This is a genomic window from Aliidiomarina sp. (assembly GCF_022565475.1).
Taxonomy (GTDB): Bacteria; Pseudomonadota; Gammaproteobacteria; order Enterobacterales; family Alteromonadaceae; genus Aliidiomarina.
The window spans coordinates 22,079-43,199 of the sequence record NZ_JAIUMR010000012.1 but is presented as its reverse complement, the minus strand read 5'-3'; the positions used below and the strand labels follow the sequence as shown (position 1 = coordinate 43,199).

Genomic DNA, 21,121 nt, shown 5'->3' with positions numbered 1-21,121 from the left:
ATGTCAAAGCGCTTTGTTGTGTTAGGTGCTGGTGCACCGCAAGTCGGCTCTCAGTCTCCTTTACTTCATGATGTTATCAAAGGTCGTCAATTACTCGAACTACAATTACAAACCGTGGGGTTGAATCGCGAAGAGGTATATTTGGTAGCAGGATTTGAGGCTGAACGTTTTGAACCATATCGTGATTCTGTTCAAGTGGTCGAGAATGCGCGTTGGAAAGAATCTGGAAGCCTGATGTCACTTGCAAAGGCTTGTGAATACATTGTCCGCCAAGATAAGGGTATTCAAGAGTTAGTGGTTGCATACGGAGATATTCTGTTTCGTGAAGAAGCGCTTGAACTCCTAAGAGAAACCAATGCAGAGATCTCTGTAGCTTGGTCTAGCCAAAAGCTAACCAATCAAAACTTCAAACCTCGCTCGACCACTGAGAAAGTTGCGGTAAATAGGGGAGTGCTGAAGTCCATCAGCACACAGCTTCCCGAATACATGATTGATGGATATTTTGTTGGACTAGTTCGTTTTTCTGGTAAGGCCCTTGAAACGTTATTCGAATTTTGCGGTGAGCCATCGAGAGAACTCCAGAAAGCAACGGTTGGAGAGTTTGTTGAATTACTTCGGTGTAAAGGTGCACAGGTTCATGCTGTAGACTTAAAGGGCGAATGGGCAGAAGTAGGCTCTGAGCATGATATTGTTCGATTCGTTCTTGGCACAAAAGCAGAAACATTGTCTCGCCTTCGCAAGCTTGTGGCATCCTCACAAATTGAAGACCAAGTGTCTTTCGATGTCAAAAGCTGGAAAGAAGATGCGAAGAGTATTCTGTCAATTATCCGTAATAAATTCTCTGGTGCGCTGATTGTTCGTTCAAGCGCACGCAGCGAAGACTCATTCACGCACTCAAACGCGGGCGCGTATACCAGTATTTTGAACGTCGACCCGATCAACGGTCTTCAAGAAGCAATAGAAGAAGTGATTGCTTCGTACCACAATCAGCAACCAGAAGATCAAGTATTGGTACAGCCGATGCTGACAAACGTGACGCGAAGTGGCGTTGCCTTCACGCGTACACTTGAGCACGGTGCTCCGTACTATGTGATTAACTATGACGAAACAGGCTCCACTGACGGTATTACGGCAGGAAACAATAATGAGCACAAAACTCTAATTGTGCGCCGTGGAGCTAAACCTGAGCAGGTCGCAAATCCTGATTTGTTACCTCTGTTAGAAGCAATGAAAGAGATCGAAGGACTGCTTAGTTTTGACTCGCTTGATATTGAGTTTGCCATGACAGCTGGAAATGTTGTTCATATTTTGCAAGTACGCCCTATAGTGGTGAAGAAATCTGACGTTGAGGCCAGTAGCGATACATGCTTTGACGTTTTGAGTCAAGCAGAAGCGTTGTGGCAGAAGTTGGCAAAACCGGCGAACCACATTGTAGGCCAATCACCAATATATGGTGTTATGCCGGATTGGAACCCTGCTGAGATTATCGGCACAAATCCAGGAAAACTCTCTGAAAGTCTCTATAAATACTTAATTATGGATGAAACTTGGGCAACGCAGCGGGCTGAATACGGCTATCGTGATGTCCGCCCGCAACCCTTGCTAGTTTCGTTTGCAGGAAAGCCTTACGTGGATGTGCGAGCAAGCTTCAATTCGTTCCTGCCGGTAAATTTGAGTGACGAGGAGTCAGAATGCTTAGTTTCCTTCTATCTCAACTATTTAAAATTGAACCCTAAACTCCATGACAAAGTCGAGTTTGATGTTTTGCCTACCTGCGTAGGACCGGGCTTTTATCGTTGGGAGCAGCGTTTAGTTAACGACGGTGGCTTTAGTGCCGAACTAGTGAGTAGGTTAAAAAATGGGTTGCTCGATGTGTCACGTCATGCGATTGAGCATACGCATGATTACTTAGAAAAAGTGAATAAGTTGCAAGCGCGTATTGATGGTCGCCGTCACGCAGAAGCTCAAGGACATTCGAAACTACCAGCAACCATTCGTAATATTCGCTTGCTACTCGACGAATGCCGTTTATATGGCACTTTACCATTTGCACACCTTGCGCGGAGCGGTTTTGTCGCTGCGACGCTGTTAAAAGAAGGGGTAAAAGAAAAATGGTTAACCCAAGCAGCAATGGACTCGTTTATGGCCAGCGTACGCACAGTATCACACGAGTTAACCGCAGATGCCAAAGCGGCGGCGACAGGCACAATGAATTGGAATGACTTTGTAGCAGCTTACGGACATTTACGCCCTGGCACATACGATATTACTTCACCTGCTTATTTTGATGATCCTGAGAAGTTCCTTAGACCCATTGTTGACGCAGCATTAAACGCTGATGGCGAACACGAAAGTTACGATGAGGCAGCTTGGTCACAAGAGCGAGGTGTTTTCTTTGAGAAAGTTCGTTCACTCGGACTCTTGTATTCAGATGAAATATTGGAAAAGTTTCTGCGGGATGCGATTGAGGGGCGAGAGAAAGCTAAGTTTATTTTTAGTCGAAATCTATCAGAAGCTCTGGATATGCTGCGGGATCTGTCTGTTGAGTTTAATCTAACCGTTGAAGAATCTGCGAACTTATCGATTTATGATGTGTTCGGCTTATCAGAGTCAACGTTAAGTCAGCATGAACAAGTAGAGCACTTAAAAGCTGAAGCGGCAAAAAATGCAACACAACGCAAACTCGCGGCAACCTGTGAATTGCCAGCATTGCTTACTGACATCAATGACTTCTATTCGTTTGAGTTAAGTGCGGGCGAACCTAACTTTATTGGTTCTATGCGGATTATGGCACCTTGTATTCATTTACAAGGTTCGGAGAAGGGCGATGTGGATGTGAAGGGTGCAGTGGTGCTCATCCCCCAAGCTGACCCCGGCTATGACTGGCTATTCGGGCAAGGAATCGCGGGACTTATTACCATGTATGGTGGAGCGAACTCGCATATGGCCATTCGCGCTGCGGAATTTGGTCTAGCGGCTGCGATTGGTATCGGTGAGCAGCTTTTTAAACAGCTATCCCAAGTGAAAGAGATTGAACTTGACCCAGTAAACAATGTGATGCGAGCGATACGCTAATGTTAAATGCTAGAAAAAAGCGCATTGCTATTAGTCAACGCTACGACCAAGTTCCTGGTCGCGATGAGTGGCGCGATGCATTGGATGCAAAGTGGGCGCAACTACTTGAACAGTTAGGATTCTTGCCAATTTTGCTGCCGAATTATCTCCACGATGTAGTGCAGTATTTGGAGTCGGTTGGTATTGATGGCCTCATTTTGAGTGGAGGTAATGACATTGGCTCGGCTCCTTTGCGTGATGTATTGGAAAACGAGGCGCTACTGTATGCACAGCGTCAGAACTTACCTGTGTTAGGCGTATGCCGTGGTATGCAGTTCCTAAGTCACACCGAAGGTGGGAATCTCCATAGTCGCTCAGGACATGTTGCAACTAGACACAAATTAAATGGACATTGGGCGCACAAGCACGGTTTTGTCCAGGTGAACTCCTACCATAATCAAGCGATATTGCAAAACGATTGCCCAGAAGCTTTTGAAGTATTGGCAACAACCGAAGACGGTGTTGTGGAGGCTTTTCGCCATAAGCAGAGAAACTGGTTAGGTATTATGTGGCACCCAGAGCGGGAAGTTCCGTTTCAAGAAAGCGATTTAGCGCTGATCCAAGCACACTTCCGGAATTAAATTTTAGAATTAGGTTTAAAAATAAATGGATAACAATACACTTCGAGTCATTGTACTTGCCGCCGGTCAAGGAACGCGCCTACGTCCGCATACTAATGAGAAGCCTAAATGTCTCGTTGAACTGTGTGGGAAGTCATTAGTGGATTATCAGCTCGATGCGTTCAAACGAGCTGGGGTATCGGATATTACCCTCATAGCGGGTTACAAAGAAGATAAACTCGTTCGTAACGGTGTAAAAAAGATACTAAATCCGGAGTACGCAAGCACCAATATGGTTAACACGTTAATGTGTGCAAAAGAGCTCTTTGATGGTAGTTGCGATGTCCTGATTACCTATGGAGATATCGTTTATGAGCAACGTATTCTTGATTCGATACTTGCTGCGAAAGGTGATATTTGCTTAACCATCGATAAGGAGTGGAAGCGCTTATGGTCATTGCGCATGGATAACCCACTGAATGATGCTGAAACCTTAAAGTTAGAAGGTGATTTAATTAAAGAGCTCGGAAAAAAGCCGAACTCTTATGATGAAATTCAGGGGCAATATATGGGGCTCATTAAAGTTTCAGCTAATAAAGCAAAAGAGTTTGTCGAGACTTGGGAAGCAATGGATCGCGATGTTCAGTATGACGGCAATGATTTCGATAACATGTACCTTACGAGTTTTATTCAATATTTAATTAATAGTGGCTGGCCTGTTAAAGCGGTCCTCGTCCAAAATGGTTGGCTGGAAATCGATACGGTTGAGGATCTTGAGTTTTATGAGCAAATGATAAGAAGTTCTAATAGGAAGGAACTTTTTAGCATCAGGTAACCTTCCTACGGAAGGCTAGGTCTTTTTCTGACGTTTTATAAGGATTAACTGGTGAATACAGGAAATCCGCGTATGGATTTTGCAATTATTGGTTTTCCCAAGTGCGGTACAACTGCATTAATACAAGAGCTAAGTAAATATAGAGAATATAATATCTTAAAAGATGAGGGGGCGAAGATTGAATATAATGTAGCTCGGTTTCATCCTAATATACAAGAACACATTGGAAGCAATTTAAAAGGCGATGCATTGAATGGCCATAAATTTGTAGCTTATGCGTTCTCAAAGTCAGCAGTCCGCAATCTTCTCCGATATAACCAAAATATGAAGATGATTCTTTGTGTGCGCACGCCTTTGAAAGCGCTTATTTCATGGCATAACATGCACAAAAGAATCGCAAACTCAAAAGATCCTTCAAATCACTTTGCCTACAAAGAGCGAAATTTTTATGGTAGCTGTAATTTGTTAAGTTACTATTACAATTACGCAAAAGAAAGGTTGCGATACGATATATATCTTGAACGAGTTTTTGAGTTGGTGCCCGAAAATAATTTAATGTTGGTTTATCAGGAGGAAATGGCAAAATCAACCTCTAACACGCTTCTTGCTGTAGCAGATTTTTTGGGAACTGATATTAGAGATGCGATTAGTAAAGAAGAGCATCCTTCAAGTCGTCATGTTGGGTTTGCAGATAAAGGGTCTCATGAAATCCCGAATCTAATTGTTGAAGAGCTTAATGATGTTTATCAAAGAGTGTTGTCTTTTGATAAGAGAAATAATATCCCAAACAACAGATGGTGATACGGTAGATATTTATCGTATTGAATGGAGTTATTAAGGTAAATTTCTTATTAAATGATTCGAGTGAATTGTGCGGAGGTAAACATTGGATTTCTACATTAATGTTTTTCATAAATGCGGTTCGAATTGGTTCAGGCCAGTATTTAAAAATATAGCGAAATGTACGAGCGGTCATTATTTTCCTCATACAAAAAACTCGTTTGGTATCAATAGTCCTGTTAGTTTTGGCGAAGAACATGTCTTCAATGTCTTTCCTGGAGGGAATATTAAGAAGGTTCAGCGCCTTACTGAAAACCTAAATTCGAGTAACTTGATTTTGTGTGTTCGAGATCCTCGAGACGCGTTAGTTTCTCAGTTTTTTAGTTGGCGCAACTCTCACCGCAATAATACTAATTCTATATTACAATATAGAGAGCGATTTCAACAGATGTCACCGGTTGAAGGAATGAAAACTATTGTGAATGAGAATGTGTTTGTGTTTGCTAATCAGATGTTACCTTGGTCACAAGAGATTTTTTCTGTTCCGGTTCACGAAAGAAATTTTAAAATAGTAAAATATGAAGAGTTACAAAGTGACTTTATTGGTACGATTCAAAGGTTATCAACTTTTTTTGACTTGCAGTTATCCCTAGTGGATATAGAGTCCATCGAGAAAACTAACCGATTTGATAAGAAGGCAAAGAGAGAGAAAGGTCAAGAAGATCAGTATTCGCACTATCGAAAGGGTATAGTCGGTGATTACATGAACTACTTTGACTCGGAGTTACGAGAGCTATTCGATGAAAAATATGGATGGTTAGTCGAGCTACTCGACTACGATTCACGAAAATAGCATATTCGTGCAGGAATGAGTGACACTACGGACAATTAATTAAAGCGAAATATCGAATTATGAAAACAGCATTGATTACCGGTGTAACCGGTCAGGACGGCTCTTACTTAGCCGAGTTTTTGTTAGAAAAGGGATATCAGGTTCACGGTATTAAGCGTCGTGCATCGTTGTTCAATACACAGCGCGTTGACCATATCTACCAAGACCCACATGTGGATAATCAAAACTTTGTTTTGCACTACGGTGACTTAACCGACAGCTCAAACCTGACACGTATTATTCAAGAAGTGCAACCCGACGAAATTTACAATCTCGGCGCGCAATCTCACGTTGCAGTTAGCTTTGAAGCACCTGAGTATACAGCTGATGTTGATGGAATGGGCACCTTGCGCATTTTGGAAGCCATTCGTATTTTAGGCCTTGAGAAGAAAACTAAGTTCTATCAAGCTTCGACATCTGAGCTCTACGGCTTGGTGCAAGAAATACCTCAGAAAGAAACTACGCCGTTTTATCCGCGCTCACCGTATGCCGTGGCGAAACTCTATGCTTACTGGATTACCGTGAACTACCGCGAATCTTACGGTATGTATGCTTGTAATGGCATTCTCTTTAACCACGAGTCACCACGCCGTGGTGAAACCTTTGTAACTCGCAAGATTACCCGTGGTTTATCCAATATTGCTCAAGGTCTTGAAGAGTGTCTATATATGGGCAATATGGATGCTTTGCGCGACTGGGGTCATGCCAAAGATTACGTACGTATGCAGTGGATGATGCTGCAACAAGACGAACCGGAAGATTTTGTGATTGCTACGGGTGTTCAATACTCGGTGCGTGAATTCATTACTTGGTCAGCTAAAGAGCTTGGCGTAACCCTTCGCTTTGAAGGCGAAGGCGTTGACGAAGTGGCGATTGTCGAAGCTATTGAGGGTGACGATGCACCTGCACTTAACGTTGGCGATGTGATTGTCAAAGTTGATCCACGCTATTTCCGACCTGCTGAAGTTGAAACCTTGCTCGGTGACCCGACTAAAGCCAAAGAGAAACTCGGCTGGACACCAGAAATTACCGTGCAAGAAATGTGCGCCGAAATGGTGACTGAAGATCTAAAAGTTGCCAAGCGCCATGCTTTGCTTAAAGAGCACGGTTACGACGTGCCGGTTTCGGTTGAAGGTTAACAGGTAATCGAATGCAGACTAAAAAAGTATTTGTCGCCGGCCATCGTGGAATGGTCGGCTCTGCGATCGTTAGACAGTTAGAAGCACGCGGCGGTTTTGACATTGTCACCCGCACACGCGCTGAGCTTGACTTAACGAACCAACAAGCGGTGCATGATTTCTTTACCGCTGAGAAGTTTGACCAAGTGTATCTGGCTGCAGCTAAAGTGGGTGGCATTATTGCGAATAATATCTATCCAGCGGAGTTCATTTACGAAAACCTGATGATTCAGGCGAACATTATTCATGCTGCTCATGCAACCAATGTGCAGCAGCTATTGTTCTTGGGTTCATCTTGTATTTACCCTAAGCTCGCGAAACAACCCATGGCAGAAGCCGCGATGCTAACGGGCACGCTAGAGCCTACCAACGAGCCCTATGCCATTGCTAAGATTGCCGGTATTAAGCTGTGTGAAAGTTACAATCGTCAGTATGGACGTGATTATCGCTCTGTGATGCCAACAAATTTGTACGGGCCGAATGATAACTTCCACCCCGAGAACAGCCATGTCATTCCTGCGCTGTTACGTCGCTTTCATGAAGCTAAACTTGAGGGTGCGTCACAAGTTGTCGCATGGGGCTCCGGCTCACCCATGCGCGAGTTCTTGCATGTGGACGACATGGCCGCTGCCAGTATTTTTGTGATGGAGCTTGATAAGCACACTTACGAAGCCAATACCCAGCCGATGCTGAGCCATATTAACGTCGGCACTGGTGTCGATTGCACCATTAAAGAACTAACCGAAACGGTCGCTAAAGTGGTGGGCTTTGAAGGTGAAATAGTTTGGGACACCTCAAAACCCGACGGCGCACCGCGTAAGCTCATGAACGTTGACCGTCTGAAGGCTCTTGGCTGGCAGTATTCGATTGAACTTGAAGACGGTCTACAGAATGCTTATGCGTGGTTCTTAGCGAATCAAAGAGGCTTCCGCGGTTAATGTCAAGCATGCAAAATGGTTTGAGTACATCCGATAAAATTAAAGCGCTGATATTGACCTATGATAAACAGATAGGACTAGCGCAACTTTTAATCAAAAAGTATCGTCAACTAGAAATGGCGGATGTTTTGAGTTTTGTTGTTCCAATAAATGGTCAGGATTCTATTTTTAGTGTTGATGCTGTCGATATCGAGTTTATTCAATCTGATTCAGACATTTTGTCCACAATGCATGCACTATTAAGTGGTTTTGCTGACGACGATTGGATTTTCTGGGCTATCGATGACCGCTACCCGTTGACTCTTGATGCGAAATCGTTTCTCGAGATTACGCAGTACCTTAGCACTGCACCCGCTAACATTAACGGTATCAAACTTTTGCATTGGCGTGAGAAATTGACCACGGATGCAATTAAGATTGGTGAGACGCGGTATTTTCTGCAAGAAGTAGAGAATACCTTTGGGTTATGGCATCACCATTTTCTAAGAGCAAAGGTACTTAAATCTTTATTCCTCAGAGAGAATTCACAGCAGCTCAATAACATTACAGCTATCAACGAATACTTTTGTAATTCGGTGCCATTATCTTTCTTGGAAGGTATCTATGTGCCAGAAAGGCCGATAGCAACACTAGGCGAGCCCTTATATCAAGGAAAGCTTACTTTAAATGGCAAGGCGGACTTGATTCGTTATGATTGCAGAGTACCTGAGTACCCAGTGATTGAGCGATGCATGGCTTTTTACGATGGACAAGAGCAGATAGAGCTAAATCCGTCCGCTCCAAAAGTTGTCCCGAGCGATTTCTTTAAGGCTTAATGACCTGCTGCAGTGCCAAAGCAGGATCCTTATCAAACCCACTGTTTGCTTATGCAAGCGTTGTCTTAGATGGAAACTCCTATGTTTACTCAACAGGATCTTGAATTAGCATTTTCCAAGTACAAAGTATCGAATTTAGTTGGTATTTCAGAAAAAGCATTCTATGAAAAGCTTACAGGTGAGATTGGTCGTGTCGATCATGAAATTGAAGGATATAAAACGTCTGAACTTGAACAGCAGCGAGACCTTTCCCTAAAGTTTCACTGGGGGCATAACCACGACTTTGGCAGCTTTAAGTTAGAAGGCCGCATGGGTGACCGACACCTCAATTTACTGAGCACTTTTTGTGACCTTTTCGATGTACCTTCAGGATACTTCGAGAATAAGAATATTCTAGATGTTGGGTGTTGGACCGGAGGCACCACATTATTACTGAGTGCTTTGGGAGCAAACGTAACCGCTGTTGAAGAAGTTCAGAAATACGCGAATATGGCAGAGTTTCTAGCACAGAGCTTCGGGCTGCAAGACAGCGTAAAAGTACATAAAAAGTCGCTGTATAATCTTACAGAGCCGCATCTTAAAAACGCTTTTGATGCTGTCTACTTCCCTGGAGTCGTTTACCACCTGTCTGACCCTGTGCTTGGCCTCAGAAGGCTTTACAACACTCTTAAGCTCGGAGGTGAACTTTTTGTAGAGTCGGCGGGTATAAACGTCAAAGAGCCCTATTGTAAGTTCCAAGGTAACTACGTTACTACCGAGAAAGGTGGTCGAGAGGAGCTGAGCCGAGGCGGATGGAATTGGTTTATGCCTTCGCCATCTGCTTTGGAGCGAATGATTAAAGAAGCTGGATTTGACGATATTCAATCTGTTTGGGACGATAAAACTAAACGAGTTTTCGCCTTTGCAAGGAAGGTTCAGCACAAGCCTATCTGTAAGGCAGGCTTCTCTGTGCCTGATATTGACTAATCTAATGTCCGTTGTACGGATGTACGAAGGTAAGCTAGTCGCCGACAGTTGATAAGGGTCTTTCTATGGCGGGTTTTCTGGTAAATTCAGTTGGAGGCTGCGGCTCTAAGTATGTCGTTAAGAAATTAATGGCAATTGGTGACGATCCAACTTTAAAGAAGTGTCATAAACACCTGAAATCTCCCGATTTAGTCGATGAGGGTGTCGAGAAAGTTGTTTTTGTTTTTGGCGATGTGATTTTAAGCGTTGTTTCCTTCTTTAATCGAAGATTGATAAATACCGTCAATCATGGGTTTGTACCGAAGGAGAGAAATACTCGAGGCGATTTGCAATGGGCCAAGAAGCATTGCGAGAATTTAGGTGGTGATTTTGAGCGGATGGATGAGCAGTGGGGGCTTGAAGAGTTCGTTCTCCGAGGGGAAGATTTTTTTGGGTTACATGATTTTTATTCTGATTGGTTTGAGTTAGCAAACTCACCAGCTAAGTTTGATACGTGTTTCGTGAGATATGAAAGTTTGCCGGATAACTTTGATAGGGTTCTGGACTTTTTAGACATCAAAGCAGATGTTGATATGACAGATTTTATAACTCGTGATAGTAGTGTTGATTCTCTGAATACAGAAGTGGCTAATCGTCTTGAGACGATGTATGAAGGCTTGAACCGGCGGATCATGGACTTTCCAGACTTTTACGTAACAAGCTGAACGTGAGTACTTTTAAGCGTTAGCTGAATAATCGCATTTTATAGGACTTTATCTTTAACTGTGAAGATATTTGGTTGATCTTGGAGGAAGTCAGTAGATTAGTTAGATTAACGAGCGCTGTATGATTATTTCTCATAAATATAAATTTATTTTTATTAAAACAGTTAAAACCGCTGGCACAAGTATAGAGGTTTTTCTATCTGGTTGTTGCGGAGATAATGATATATTTACGCCGATTATACCGCACGTCAAGCCTCATCGAGCACGAAATTATAAAGGGCTTTGGAATCCACTTCCTGAGCTTCTTAATACAAAAGACCAGAGCGTGAGTCGTTCAGTTAGAAATTTGTATGCGACCGCACGGGCAATTTTAGGTAGAGACAAGTTTTACAACCATATTCGTGCGTCAGTTGTGAGGAACAGAGTTCCTGAAGATATATGGAATTCATATTTTAAGTTTTGCGTAGAGAGAAATCCTTGGGACAAAACGTTGTCGCATTATCATATGCTAAATTATCGTTCTGGAGGAAACCTTTCGTTTAACGATTATATGTTACGCGGTAAGTTCTGCACTGACTTTCCAAAGTATACGGATACTCATGGAAATTTACTGGTAGATAAGGTTGTTCAATACGAGTCTCTACAGAGTGAGTTAAGTGATGTGTTTTCAGAATTAGGGATTCCTTTTTATGGCTCACTAGGAGTTAATGCCAAGTCCGAGTACCGTACTGACAGGAGACCTTATCAGGAGGTTTTTTCTGACACCCATAGGCAAATTATAGAAGCCGCATTTTCAAGTGAAATTAAGATGCACGGATACACTTTTTAACTGGTTAATGCCGACAAATACGGGAATATGTCATGCCGTCACTTGAACATCATGCAGCTGCAAAAGAAATAGAAGCTTACGTCAATAAATTGTTGAAGTTGTATAAGCGCGATGGCTCAGTTGCTTTTTCACGTTTAACTTCATTGATTGAGACTTTATGGAGACAGCATATTCCTTCTGGCCTTTCTGCTTTCTTCCGAGAGTGCGAGCGTTTTACTGCTCACTTACCTGATGAGATGGTATTTGAAGGTAATTTTAGACAGCGGAATGAAAAAACCGATATGGCTGAACTTCGCCTTTTCGCTCGGTCTGGTGAAGTACTGCAGCCACACGATGGCGCACGCCTATTTCGAAACGGCACCAAGGGTCTGGCGATCATGCTAACCCGGTCTAACGGTGCGAAGCGTAGCACACAGTGGGGTGAGTTTTTTCTTTGGCGAGCATTGCGAGAACTTGGTATGTCGCTTCTTTTGATGGGTGACCGTCAAAATTTGATCTTTCAACAGGGATTTGGCGAATTCTATGGGAGACTCGGTGACGGCTTAAAATGGATTGATATGCAGCTGTCCCCTTACGACTGTGCTTTTTTTGTTGGGAATTCAGCGTCGGGTTTTCCTGCACTGCAGTTTGCGGCAAATACAAAGGCTTGCAATGCTTTAACATATTCAGCTGGAACTCACTTCCCTAATGAGGAATATCGTGTGGTTGAGTTGAAGCAGCGATTACAGTCACGCATTGTAGACAGGCCTTTAGACGTAAGACCCATGCTACACAACTTCCGTGGTGCAATGCATTTGCACTACCCGGCACAGCATCCTGTTGACATATTACATGCTGGTCACTTAGCTGACCTCCCTACCGCACGATTGATCCCTCATGATACAGATTTTCATCCACTTTTCGGTATCACGTCATCCGAGACATTCATAGAGCATATTCAAGCACTGTATCGAGATCCTAACTTCCACCGAATGCGCTAGTATTTGGGCGTGGGTAATCGTTTAGAGGTCCTTAAACGGTGCTTTACATAGCGGTGTCAACAACAGGTGAAAACTGATCCACCTACACGCATCACCGAAGTCAATGTGTGCTTCCAGTGACGTATACACTCTTTTGAGAAAGGGAGAGCTCGGCTGATGCACGCACATAGCAAAGATGGCTACAGCTCAGCAGATAGCAACATATAGCCATCGCTCGTACTTGCAAGCGTAGCATCATATCGTGAAATATTTAATCGGGTATTACTGCCAGCTTCGGCCGCATCTGCATAACAGTGGTATGGGTCCGAACCAGGCAGAGGAAAAGTACTGGATTAACTAAAAAACCGGTGGACAGTTATACTTAATCACTACACGTAATGGAGAGGAAATGAAGTATGCGAATTTTTTCGTTTAGCTTTCCACACAAAACTGCATCTATGTTTTCTTATAAAATAGCGGTGAATTTAGCTGAGAAATTCGAAATGCCACTGTATTCAGCTAATGGTGAAGGGAAAGGAGTAAATGATGCGAATCATGCTAAAGTAGACTCTGTTGTCGGTCCTTTGCGTAGTTATTTGTTAAACAAGCATATAATAGATAACTCATTTGTCACTGAAATTTTTGATGTTGCTCAAATACGGGACCCGCTCGATATCTGTGTTTCCCAATTTTTTTCACATGGCTATACTCATTCAGACTCTAATTGGACGGATGAGCAAAAAGCTCAGCGAGAAAATATAAGATCTGGAAACATTAGCATGTTTCAATATGCATTGATGGAGCTTAAAGGTGAAGCTCAGTTTGGCGGCGCGTCCATATTAGAAAAATGGTCCTTTTTAGAGCCAAGAGATGATCGTGTGAATAGGAAAGTTGTCAGATATGAGGATATGATGGATGATTTCACCTTTTGGGCATCGGAGGTTTCCAAGGGGCTATGTCAGGGGGGGGATTTCGAGAAAGTGATCCACTCGTTAAGACCTCAATATAAGGCGAAAGTGGATAATGAAGAGCAGTTCTTTGATGAACGAATATTTGACTATGTACAATATAAACTGAAAAATAATCACATTAGGTCCGCTTGGCCTAGAGATTACAAAAGATTCTTATCTCCAGAGCAAATTGCTGAACTTCGAGAGTTTATAAGAGTTAATCAACCTCTCATAACGCAATACTATGGCTAGAAAAGTTGAATCTAGGAAGAATTAAAATGAAAGAAGCATTAATTACCGGTGTAACCGGCCAGGACACGTCGCGTATTTTAGAGGCCATTCGTATTTTAGGCCTCGAGAAGAACACTAAGTTCTATCAAGCTTCGACATCTGAGCTGTATGGCTTGGTGCAAGAAATGTGCGGCGAAATGGTGACTGAAGATCTAAAAGTTGCCAAGCGCCATGCTTTGCTCAAAGAGCACGATTACGATGTGCCGGTTTCGGTTGAAGGTTAACAGGTAATCGAATGCAGACTCAAAAAGTATTTGTCGCCGGCCATCGTGGAATGGTCGGCTCTGCGGTTGTTAAACAGTTAGAAGCACGCGGCGGTTTCGACATTGTCACCCGCTCACGCGCTGATCTTGACTTAACGAACCAACAAGCGGTGGATGATTTCTTTACCGCTGAGAAGTTTGACCAAACCCAGCCGATGCTGAGCCATATTAACGTCGGCACTGGTGTCGATTGCACCATTAAAGAACTGACCGGAACTGTCGCTAAAGTGGTTGGCTTTGAAGGTGAAATAGTTTGGGACACCTCAAAACCTGACGGTGCGCCGCGTAAGCTCATGAACGTTGACCGACTGAAGGCTCTTGGGGGGCAGTATTCGATTGAACTTGAAGATGGTCTACGCAATTCTTATACGTGGTTCTTGGCGAATCAGGATGGGGTTCGGGGGTGATTGCGTTAACGGATATTCCGGTGTTGTGTCTAACACTGCCAAATGCTAGAGAGCGTCAAAAGCTAGTTAAGAAGGAGTTTGTGAGGCACCAGTTTAAACACTATCAATTCTTTCCTGGTGTTGATGCACATAGTGTCAAGGTTAGACAAGCGTTCGAAAACAGCCGAGTCATACCATTTCCCGGTTGTTTTCGTTGTGGTCAAGGTGATTGTGGGAAAGACTGCAACAATATTCTGATACCTCAACAGGTTGCTGTTGTTTTGAGCTTTCAAGCGTTGCTTCGGCAAGTTGCGAATGGCCCTCACGAACTTATGTTCGTTTGTGAAGATGACATTGTCATAGCTGATTACGCAAGCGACGTTTTTTCTCATCAAGCTGTTCAATCACTTTTGCAGAATGCACTGGAAGACCCTGAACGACCATTTTTGCTTCGACTTGGATCTCCGAAAGTACCGGGTTATTTCAGTAATATGGGCGATTTGCCAGATGTTCGGCTTGATAATGAAGTTCGTATGTCGAACTATGCCTTCGTCGTGAATCGGAAAATGGCTCATATCGCAACGACTAGGTTGGAACACATTAATCATACAGCTGATGTTATTCTGCACAGTGATTTGGCAGATGCCGGCTCTTGTTTTTCGCTAACGCCGCAAATTGTTCACGATCGTTCATGGGCTACGGGCGAACTGATGTCAGGTATTCACCCGAAGCGAAAAAATGTAGATTATGCGCTGAAAGTTTATGGTGCTGAGTCATTGGAGTACAAGCAAGCGGCTTTGAGCTTGAAAACGCATCGCAAGAAGGCACGGGAAACTGAATTTGCTTTTATAGGATCGCCTCGTTGTGGTAGCCACTATTTAAGTGAACTGCTTATTGAGAACGGTGTAGATGTAGGTCATGAGAAATTGGGTAACGCAGGGATTTGTGCATGGCAATATGCTGTTTATAGTGAAAGTCACCCTTACATAGCTGACTTGCTGGCGTCGAATAGCTTTTTTCTTTACCCCAAGAAGTATTTTCTATACGTTCGTAATCCGATGCGGGCTGTCCCCTCTCTTATTACTGAAAATCAGCAAGCGCCGCTTTCCTATGGGTATCGTCGTGACCGTATACTCGAGGTGCTCGGAATCAACCTCGATTCGTTTTCTTGCGAAATTGAGCGGGCGGCTAGAGCTTATATTCACTGGTATGAATTAGCTTTGAGAAACACCATTTCCGGGATTGTGCGAATTGAGCACGCTGTTGAAGATCTTAATGGAATGAGGGTTTTCGGTGAGGTTCGCGAATTCACAATTAGTGATAAAAAATCTGGAAAAGGTAAGCCCTATCTCGGTGTTGCTCATGAGAATCCAGATCTGCCCGAAGATTGGGTACAAACTTTAGCAACAGATACGAGAGTTCGCCTACTGATGATGGCGAGACAATTTGGATATACTGTTGAGTAGGCTCCAAGACGTGAGATTAAAAATATTCGGTGAGAGAAATACATCAACAAATGCCATGCGCTCAGTATTCGCAAAGAACTACCCTCAAATTGAGCTTTTACCCGCAACGGTTTTAGACATTGCCCCAGAATCCCATAAAACTATCCAGCAATTTGATAAGTTAAGGCGTGGATTGCCAGATCCGCGATTGTCAATACCAGAGAAAGAAGCACATATTGATGCAGTCTTCGCTGACACGGGGTTGTTAAACGCATGGAAACATTCGGCACTTAATTTCGATAATGATGAAAGCTTGCCACACGATGTTTACATCATTCTTATGGTTCGGCATCCGATGTCTTGGTTACTGAGTTTATTTCGTAAGCCTTACCATGCAATTTATCCGCTCGAAGATAAATTTGAAGATTTCTTGACTCAGTGTTGGCCAACGGTTGCGCGCGACCGTCTGAATAAAATAATAACAACGCCGATTGATCTCTGGAACCTAAAGTTAGAGTCTTATAAAAGATTCTATGAGTGTTACTCCGATACAGGGCAAGTGCGTATTATCAAATTCGAAGACTTCGCTTGGTCACAAAAGTCGGCTATTTCTGGTGCTTGTCGAGATCTGCAATTAAGTACGGAAAATTTTATTGAACTTACACAGTCAACCAAGGAAGGGCGCAAAGATGTTAATTGGTATCGTAATTACTATCAATCTGAAATGTGGCGAATTGAAGTCAGTCAATTAGGCTGGCAAATTTTGGATCATAAATTAGACAGAGAGTTAAGTCGGTATTTCAACTATGTCTGCTGATTTACTTGGAATAGGTCTTATGCGCTACCGCGAGTTGCTCCTTAGCTGCCTTAATGGGGACAAAACAGAAACGAGTCCCGTCTCGGCTTGGCAGCACAAGCCTAAAATTGATCAAAATGCGGAAGCTTTCGCTGCGGCAACGCTTGCAGACTTCGCTCGGTATGATTTTGATTTTGTAAAACTTACTCCGGCGTCGACGTGGCAGTCGATCGACCAAGGGTTAGAAGATTGTAGAAATCATGACTTTCTAGGGCGACGAGAAATTGTTAGTCACAATGTTACGAAGATAAGTCAGTGGGAAGATATCTCAGTCTGTAATCCTTGGCAGGGGTTTTCTGGCCGAATTCTCAATGCCGCTCGTCTACTAAAAGCTGACCTCCCTCAACACGTCCCGTTGCTCGTAACTGTGTTTAATCCATTTTTTCAGGCAGTGCAGCAAGGTGGTTTGGCGCTGGTTATGCGTACAGCTGAAGAAAGTCCACAGTTATTGGAGCAAGGACTAGAAGTACTGTTGAGTAATACCCTTCGTCTAATTTCTGAGATTGTGAACCTAGGTGTCGATGGAATTTTCTTTGTTACTCAGCACGCAAGTGCGGAGCTTGTTCCTGAGGATTTTTATCGCCGATGGGCATTAACCGGTGACTTAATGTGTCTTGATGCTATAGCCAAGCTACCACTAAGTATGTTGCACCTGCACGGCTCAAAGACATACTGGCAGTTGTTTGCCAGCGTTCCAGTTGTGCTTCATTGTGATGAGTTAAACCATCAAGATGTCACTCAGCGCATAGACACCTTCGCCGCCCTAGCTGGCACTCTTCCGAGTAATAGCTTGTTCGTTAACGGGAGTCGGCAAACGATTCAGCAGGCTGTTATTGCACGTAGAGCGTTGCTGGCGCACAAATCGTTTATTGCAACTCCCGGCTGCGCTTTACCGCTTGCAGTTCCAGTCAAGAATATTGAGGCGTTAGTGCATGGAGCGCGTGTAAAAATCTGAATTTACGGCTATTCACATTATAAATAGAGAGAGTTATGCATAAGCCACTGCAGCCTATCGACTATGGTGGACCGGCAGATGTTGAATTTGAAGCGATACTGCCGTCGATACTCGAGCAAGGAGTCTATCGAGCCTTTATTGCAAGTGCTGCGCGGTATGCGGATAATCTTGCGGTAGCAGATTTGCAGACAAGGCTGACGTACGGTGAACTGCAGCAAGAAAGTCTGGGTTTAGCGCAATACTTGCATGATGTTTCATTGGCGAGCTCTGCTGATGGAAATGCTCCAATTGCAATATATCTGCCACATCAAGTTGAGTTGACCGTCACTATTCTTGCCTGTTTAGCATTAGGCGTGCCCTATGTTCCACTGGACACGCTATTCCCGCTGAGTCGGAATCGCGCAATTTTAGAAAATAGCGCCGCTCAGGCTATTGTGACTCAAGCGCAGTATGCGGAGATATGTCGAGATATTGCACCACATAATTGCCAAGTCATTGTACTCGACACGTGTGATCACAGTGAGGCACCTAGTGAACCACAGTGTGAAAAGACAGTTCGTGGTAATGCCAAAGATATCGCTTATATCCTGTATACTTCGGGTAGTACTGGAGCCCCGAAAGGAGTGTATCAGAATCAACGTGGTTTATTGCATGACGTGATGCAGTATGTGAATGCCGCCCATATTAATGCCACTGATCGGCTGACCATGTTGTATTCAGGGAGCGTGATTGGCTCAATACGTGATCTATTCGGCGCTTTACTGACGGGGGCGTCGGTGTGGCTTTTGTCGGCGAAAGAGCTTGGGGTTTCAGGAGTGCTTCGGGTTATCGCAGATCAGAAACTGTCGATACTGCATGCAGTTCCAGTGCTCTTTCGGCAGCTAATGCAAGACACAGATGCGAAAGCTCAATTACGAAGCGTTCGGCTTGCCTATCTCGCTGGCGATCGTTTGGACATTGAAGATGCGCAGTCGTTTCAATTGAATTTCCCTACTCACGCCTATCTGTATACCGGTATTGGATCGACTGAAAACTCAACACTTTATCGTCATTGGTTTATCGCTGCGGATACACCACTAACGTACGAGGTTTTGCCCGTTGGTCGCGCGATTCCAGATCGGTTTGTTCGATTGCTAGATGATAATGGCAATGAAGTTGCCGCAGGAGAGGTTGGTGAAATTGAGGTCACGAGTGCTTTTATGGCGCTTGGATACTGGCGAAATGAAGCGCTCTCAGAACGTTTTTTTCAAAAGAGCAGTTTGATTCTGGGAGCTCGAAGATTTCTCACTGGTGACCTAGCCCGCGAGAGACGAGATGGGCTACTTGAGTTTTATGGGCGGAAAGATTCGCAGGTGAAATTACGGGGTTACCTTGTTCATCCGGGAGAGATCGAGCGAAAAGCGAAAAGTCTTAGAGGCGTTGGCGAAGCGGCAATTATTGTCCGAAAAGATGATAGTGGCCAAGCAATTGGGTTGGTACTTTATTGGTCTGCGCAATCAGAACATCTTACTGAGTTTGATCTCAGGCAGTATCTTACCGAGCACTTGACCTTGGCGCAGATGCCAGCGCGCTTTTATAGATTGCCGCAATTACCGCTTTTGGGAAACTTCAAAATTGACCGCCAAAAATTGAGCGCTTTAGATTCTGTCTACCAAACACAATCAACCGCACAAGCGAGTTATGATAGCACCATGCTAGGTCGCACCCGCAGGGTTGTTCACGAAGTAATGGCCGGTGGCGCAGTTTCTCGACATGATGATTTGAATAGTCTACATGCGGATTCGCTGGATATTATGCGAATGGTACTGGCGCTAGAGCATGAATTTGCAGTGACAATTGACGCTGAGGCATTTGTGAAGAACTTTAAGTCGGTTGAAGCGTTAACGAATTTTATTGAAACACTAAAAAATGAAAAATGCGATGAATCTTGCTGATCTTGCAGAACATCTTCAAGACGCGCTAGAGAAAGGCAGCGAGCCAGAATGGTCGTTGGCAAGCAAGGGGAGCTGGAATGCCTGTTTAAACAAACTTGTCGACCAGAGCCCGTTCCCAATATGTGCCTTGGCAGTAATGAAGATGAAGGAAAAGTTTTCGAGTCCAGCCTCTAATTCATTGTTATCAGATCTTATTCATCACGCGGCAATTTTTAAACCATTGATTCCATTTCAGCCAATCGCTGGCCGAGATGTCGTTGTTCATAAACACCCGACGAGCAAAAAGGTGCTTCTCGTCTTCTGCGGAAATGCATTTCGAGTAGGTATTCCATTAATAGTTGCACATCAGTGGTTTGGTAGTCTCAATATCACAGTGATATACCTTTTCGATTACAGTAAGCGTTTCTATTTTCATGGACTTCAGTCGGTGGGTGGTAGTTTCGAAGAAACCATTGAGTATTTAAAGAGTCTCTTTGAATCAGTGGGTGTGAGTGAGGTCTATTGTTGTGGCTCGTCAGCTGGAGGTTATTCTGCTATTCGGGCAGCGCTTGCTTTGGGGGCAAAAGGCGCTCTCGTATTTTCAGCACCGACTAATTTAACGGCCGATTTTTTGATCGAGCACGGAATAAACCAAGAATTCTTGCCACTCGTTATGGAACTCCCTGATCATGCGCGAGACCTACGCTTGGAATGGATGCAGAGCGCCTGTCACCCGAGTTTATCCTTGTACTTCGGTGCTGAAAATGACAAAGACCGACTGCACGCCGAGAACTTGGCTGGTTTAGACCATGTAAAGCTTATCGCGATGAAAGGTCAAGACGCACATAATATTGTTCCGCCCATGGTATTTTCGGGACAATGGGGTCATGCAGTTCGTAATTTAGTTACTCAGTAATTCTGTGCAAGGCCACTTGGAAGGGAAAGTAATCGAGCTATGTTTTTAAAAGAAAAAGTGTTTACAACCGTTCTTGACAGCACACCATTAGTCTCAATTGATCTGGTTGTGCAAAATATTGACGGAAAGGTTTTGCTCGGTGAGCGCAAGAACCGGCCAGCTCAAGGTTATTGGTTTGTGCCTGGTGGGCGTATCTTCAAAAATGAGTCATTAGCTGACGCGTTCCAACGGTTAACCTTAGCGGAGCTTGGTCAGGAATTTTCTATTTCACAAGCTGAATTGCAGGGGCCTTTTGATCACTTCTACACTGACAGTGTTTTTGGGGGTTCACCTTCGACCCATTATGTTGCTATCGCTTATCGATTACTGGTCCGCGAGCTCACGAATTTACCGGATGAACAACATAGCGGCTATCGTTGGTTTACGGTGGATGAGCTGCTTAGCAGCGAGAAGGTGCACCAGCATACCAAGGCGTATTTTTTGTGAGCTAAGTACCAACGTCCTCCGCACCTTGAGATTTATTGAAATACGGGGATAATGTAGAAATCTTGTGATCACTTCCCGGAAAAAGGAATA

At 43.9% G+C, this 21,121-nt stretch carries 20 protein-coding genes and 1 pseudogene; all 21 read left to right on the top strand.

Annotated elements, in window-relative coordinates:
- A complete protein-coding gene (locus LAT77_RS10595; protein WP_290564536.1) occupies nt 1–3,075 on the top strand; it encodes a PEP/pyruvate-binding domain-containing protein in 3,075 nt (1,024 codons plus the stop codon).
- On the top strand, nt 3,075–3,695 hold the full coding sequence (locus LAT77_RS10590) for a gamma-glutamyl-gamma-aminobutyrate hydrolase family protein (protein WP_290564535.1): 621 nt from the start codon (nt 3,075–3,077) through the stop codon (nt 3,693–3,695). Before LAT77_RS10595 ends, LAT77_RS10590 begins: the two co-directional genes overlap by 1 nt.
- Before the next feature lie 25 nt (nt 3,696–3,720).
- Nucleotides 3,721–4,509 carry a phosphocholine cytidylyltransferase family protein gene (locus LAT77_RS10585; RefSeq protein ID WP_290564534.1) on the top strand — a complete coding sequence of 263 codons (789 nt, stop codon included), beginning with the start codon at nt 3,721–3,723 and terminating at the stop codon, nt 4,507–4,509.
- A gap of 72 nt (nt 4,510–4,581) precedes the next feature.
- Complete coding sequence (locus tag LAT77_RS10580) at nt 4,582–5,310, top strand: sulfotransferase domain-containing protein (protein ID WP_290564533.1); 729 nt, start codon at nt 4,582–4,584, stop codon at nt 5,308–5,310.
- Nucleotides 5,311–5,395: 85 nt separating this feature from the next.
- Nucleotides 5,396–6,142 (top strand): sulfotransferase domain-containing protein, encoded by a 747-nt coding sequence (locus tag LAT77_RS10575; protein ID WP_290564532.1) that lies wholly within the window; start codon nt 5,396–5,398, stop codon nt 6,140–6,142.
- Between the two features lie 59 nt (nt 6,143–6,201).
- The gene (gene gmd, locus LAT77_RS10570) at nt 6,202–7,320 is read left to right on the top strand and encodes a GDP-mannose 4,6-dehydratase (RefSeq protein WP_290564531.1); all 1,119 of its coding nucleotides are present in this window, start codon (nt 6,202–6,204) and stop codon (nt 7,318–7,320) included.
- Nucleotides 7,321–7,331: 11 nt separating this feature from the next.
- Nucleotides 7,332–8,297, top strand: a complete 966-nt coding sequence (locus LAT77_RS10565; protein WP_290564530.1) for a GDP-L-fucose synthase — start codon at nt 7,332–7,334, stop codon at nt 8,295–8,297.
- Nucleotides 8,297–9,112 carry a hypothetical protein gene (locus LAT77_RS10560; protein WP_290564529.1) on the top strand — a complete coding sequence of 272 codons (816 nt, stop codon included), beginning with the start codon at nt 8,297–8,299 and terminating at the stop codon, nt 9,110–9,112. Before LAT77_RS10565 ends, LAT77_RS10560 begins: the two co-directional genes overlap by 1 nt.
- Nucleotides 9,113–9,193: 81 nt before the next feature.
- Complete coding sequence (locus LAT77_RS10555) at nt 9,194–10,078, top strand: DUF1698 domain-containing protein (RefSeq protein WP_290564528.1); 885 nt, start codon at nt 9,194–9,196, stop codon at nt 10,076–10,078.
- Between the two features lie 65 nt (nt 10,079–10,143).
- Nucleotides 10,144–10,782, top strand: coding sequence for a hypothetical protein (locus LAT77_RS10550; RefSeq protein ID WP_290564527.1), 639 nt, complete (start codon nt 10,144–10,146; stop codon nt 10,780–10,782).
- A gap of 121 nt (nt 10,783–10,903) precedes the next feature.
- Nucleotides 10,904–11,611, top strand: coding sequence for a hypothetical protein (locus LAT77_RS10545; RefSeq protein ID WP_290564526.1), 708 nt, complete (start codon nt 10,904–10,906; stop codon nt 11,609–11,611).
- A gap of 32 nt (nt 11,612–11,643) precedes the next feature.
- Complete coding sequence (locus LAT77_RS10540) at nt 11,644–12,591, top strand: hypothetical protein (RefSeq protein WP_290564525.1); 948 nt, start codon at nt 11,644–11,646, stop codon at nt 12,589–12,591.
- A 395-nt stretch (nt 12,592–12,986) separates the two neighbouring features.
- Nucleotides 12,987–13,772 (top strand): hypothetical protein, encoded by a 786-nt coding sequence (locus LAT77_RS10535; RefSeq protein ID WP_290564524.1) that lies wholly within the window; start codon nt 12,987–12,989, stop codon nt 13,770–13,772.
- 26 nt (nt 13,773–13,798) lie between these two features.
- Nucleotides 13,799–13,939 (top strand): annotated as a pseudogene (locus LAT77_RS10530) (GDP-mannose 4,6-dehydratase); the annotation flags it as partial.
- A gap of 107 nt (nt 13,940–14,046) precedes the next feature.
- Entirely contained in the window at nt 14,047–14,481 is a 435-nt protein-coding gene (locus tag LAT77_RS10525; protein WP_290564523.1) for an NAD-dependent epimerase/dehydratase family protein, read from the top strand.
- Entirely contained in the window at nt 14,478–15,926 is a 1,449-nt protein-coding gene (locus tag LAT77_RS10520; protein WP_290564522.1) for a hypothetical protein, read from the top strand. The genes LAT77_RS10525 and LAT77_RS10520 overlap by 4 nt, the downstream gene beginning before the upstream one ends.
- 10 nt (nt 15,927–15,936) lie before the next feature.
- The gene (locus tag LAT77_RS10515; RefSeq protein WP_290564521.1) at nt 15,937–16,722 is read left to right on the top strand and encodes a hypothetical protein; all 786 of its coding nucleotides are present in this window, start codon (nt 15,937–15,939) and stop codon (nt 16,720–16,722) included.
- On the top strand, nt 16,712–17,716 hold the full coding sequence (locus tag LAT77_RS10510; RefSeq protein WP_290564520.1) for a uroporphyrinogen decarboxylase family protein: 1,005 nt from the start codon (nt 16,712–16,714) through the stop codon (nt 17,714–17,716). The genes LAT77_RS10515 and LAT77_RS10510 overlap by 11 nt, the downstream gene beginning before the upstream one ends.
- A gap of 35 nt (nt 17,717–17,751) precedes the next feature.
- Entirely contained in the window at nt 17,752–19,650 is a 1,899-nt protein-coding gene (locus LAT77_RS10505) for an AMP-binding protein (RefSeq protein WP_290564519.1), read from the top strand.
- Nucleotides 19,637–20,545 (top strand): hypothetical protein, encoded by a 909-nt coding sequence (locus LAT77_RS10500; RefSeq protein ID WP_290564518.1) that lies wholly within the window; start codon nt 19,637–19,639, stop codon nt 20,543–20,545. The genes LAT77_RS10505 and LAT77_RS10500 overlap by 14 nt, the downstream gene beginning before the upstream one ends.
- A gap of 39 nt (nt 20,546–20,584) precedes the next feature.
- Nucleotides 20,585–21,031: a GDP-mannose mannosyl hydrolase gene (locus LAT77_RS10495; RefSeq protein ID WP_290564517.1), complete on the top strand. Its 447-nt coding sequence runs from the start codon at nt 20,585–20,587 to the stop codon at nt 21,029–21,031.
- The last annotated feature ends 90 nt before the right edge of the window (nt 21,032–21,121 follow it).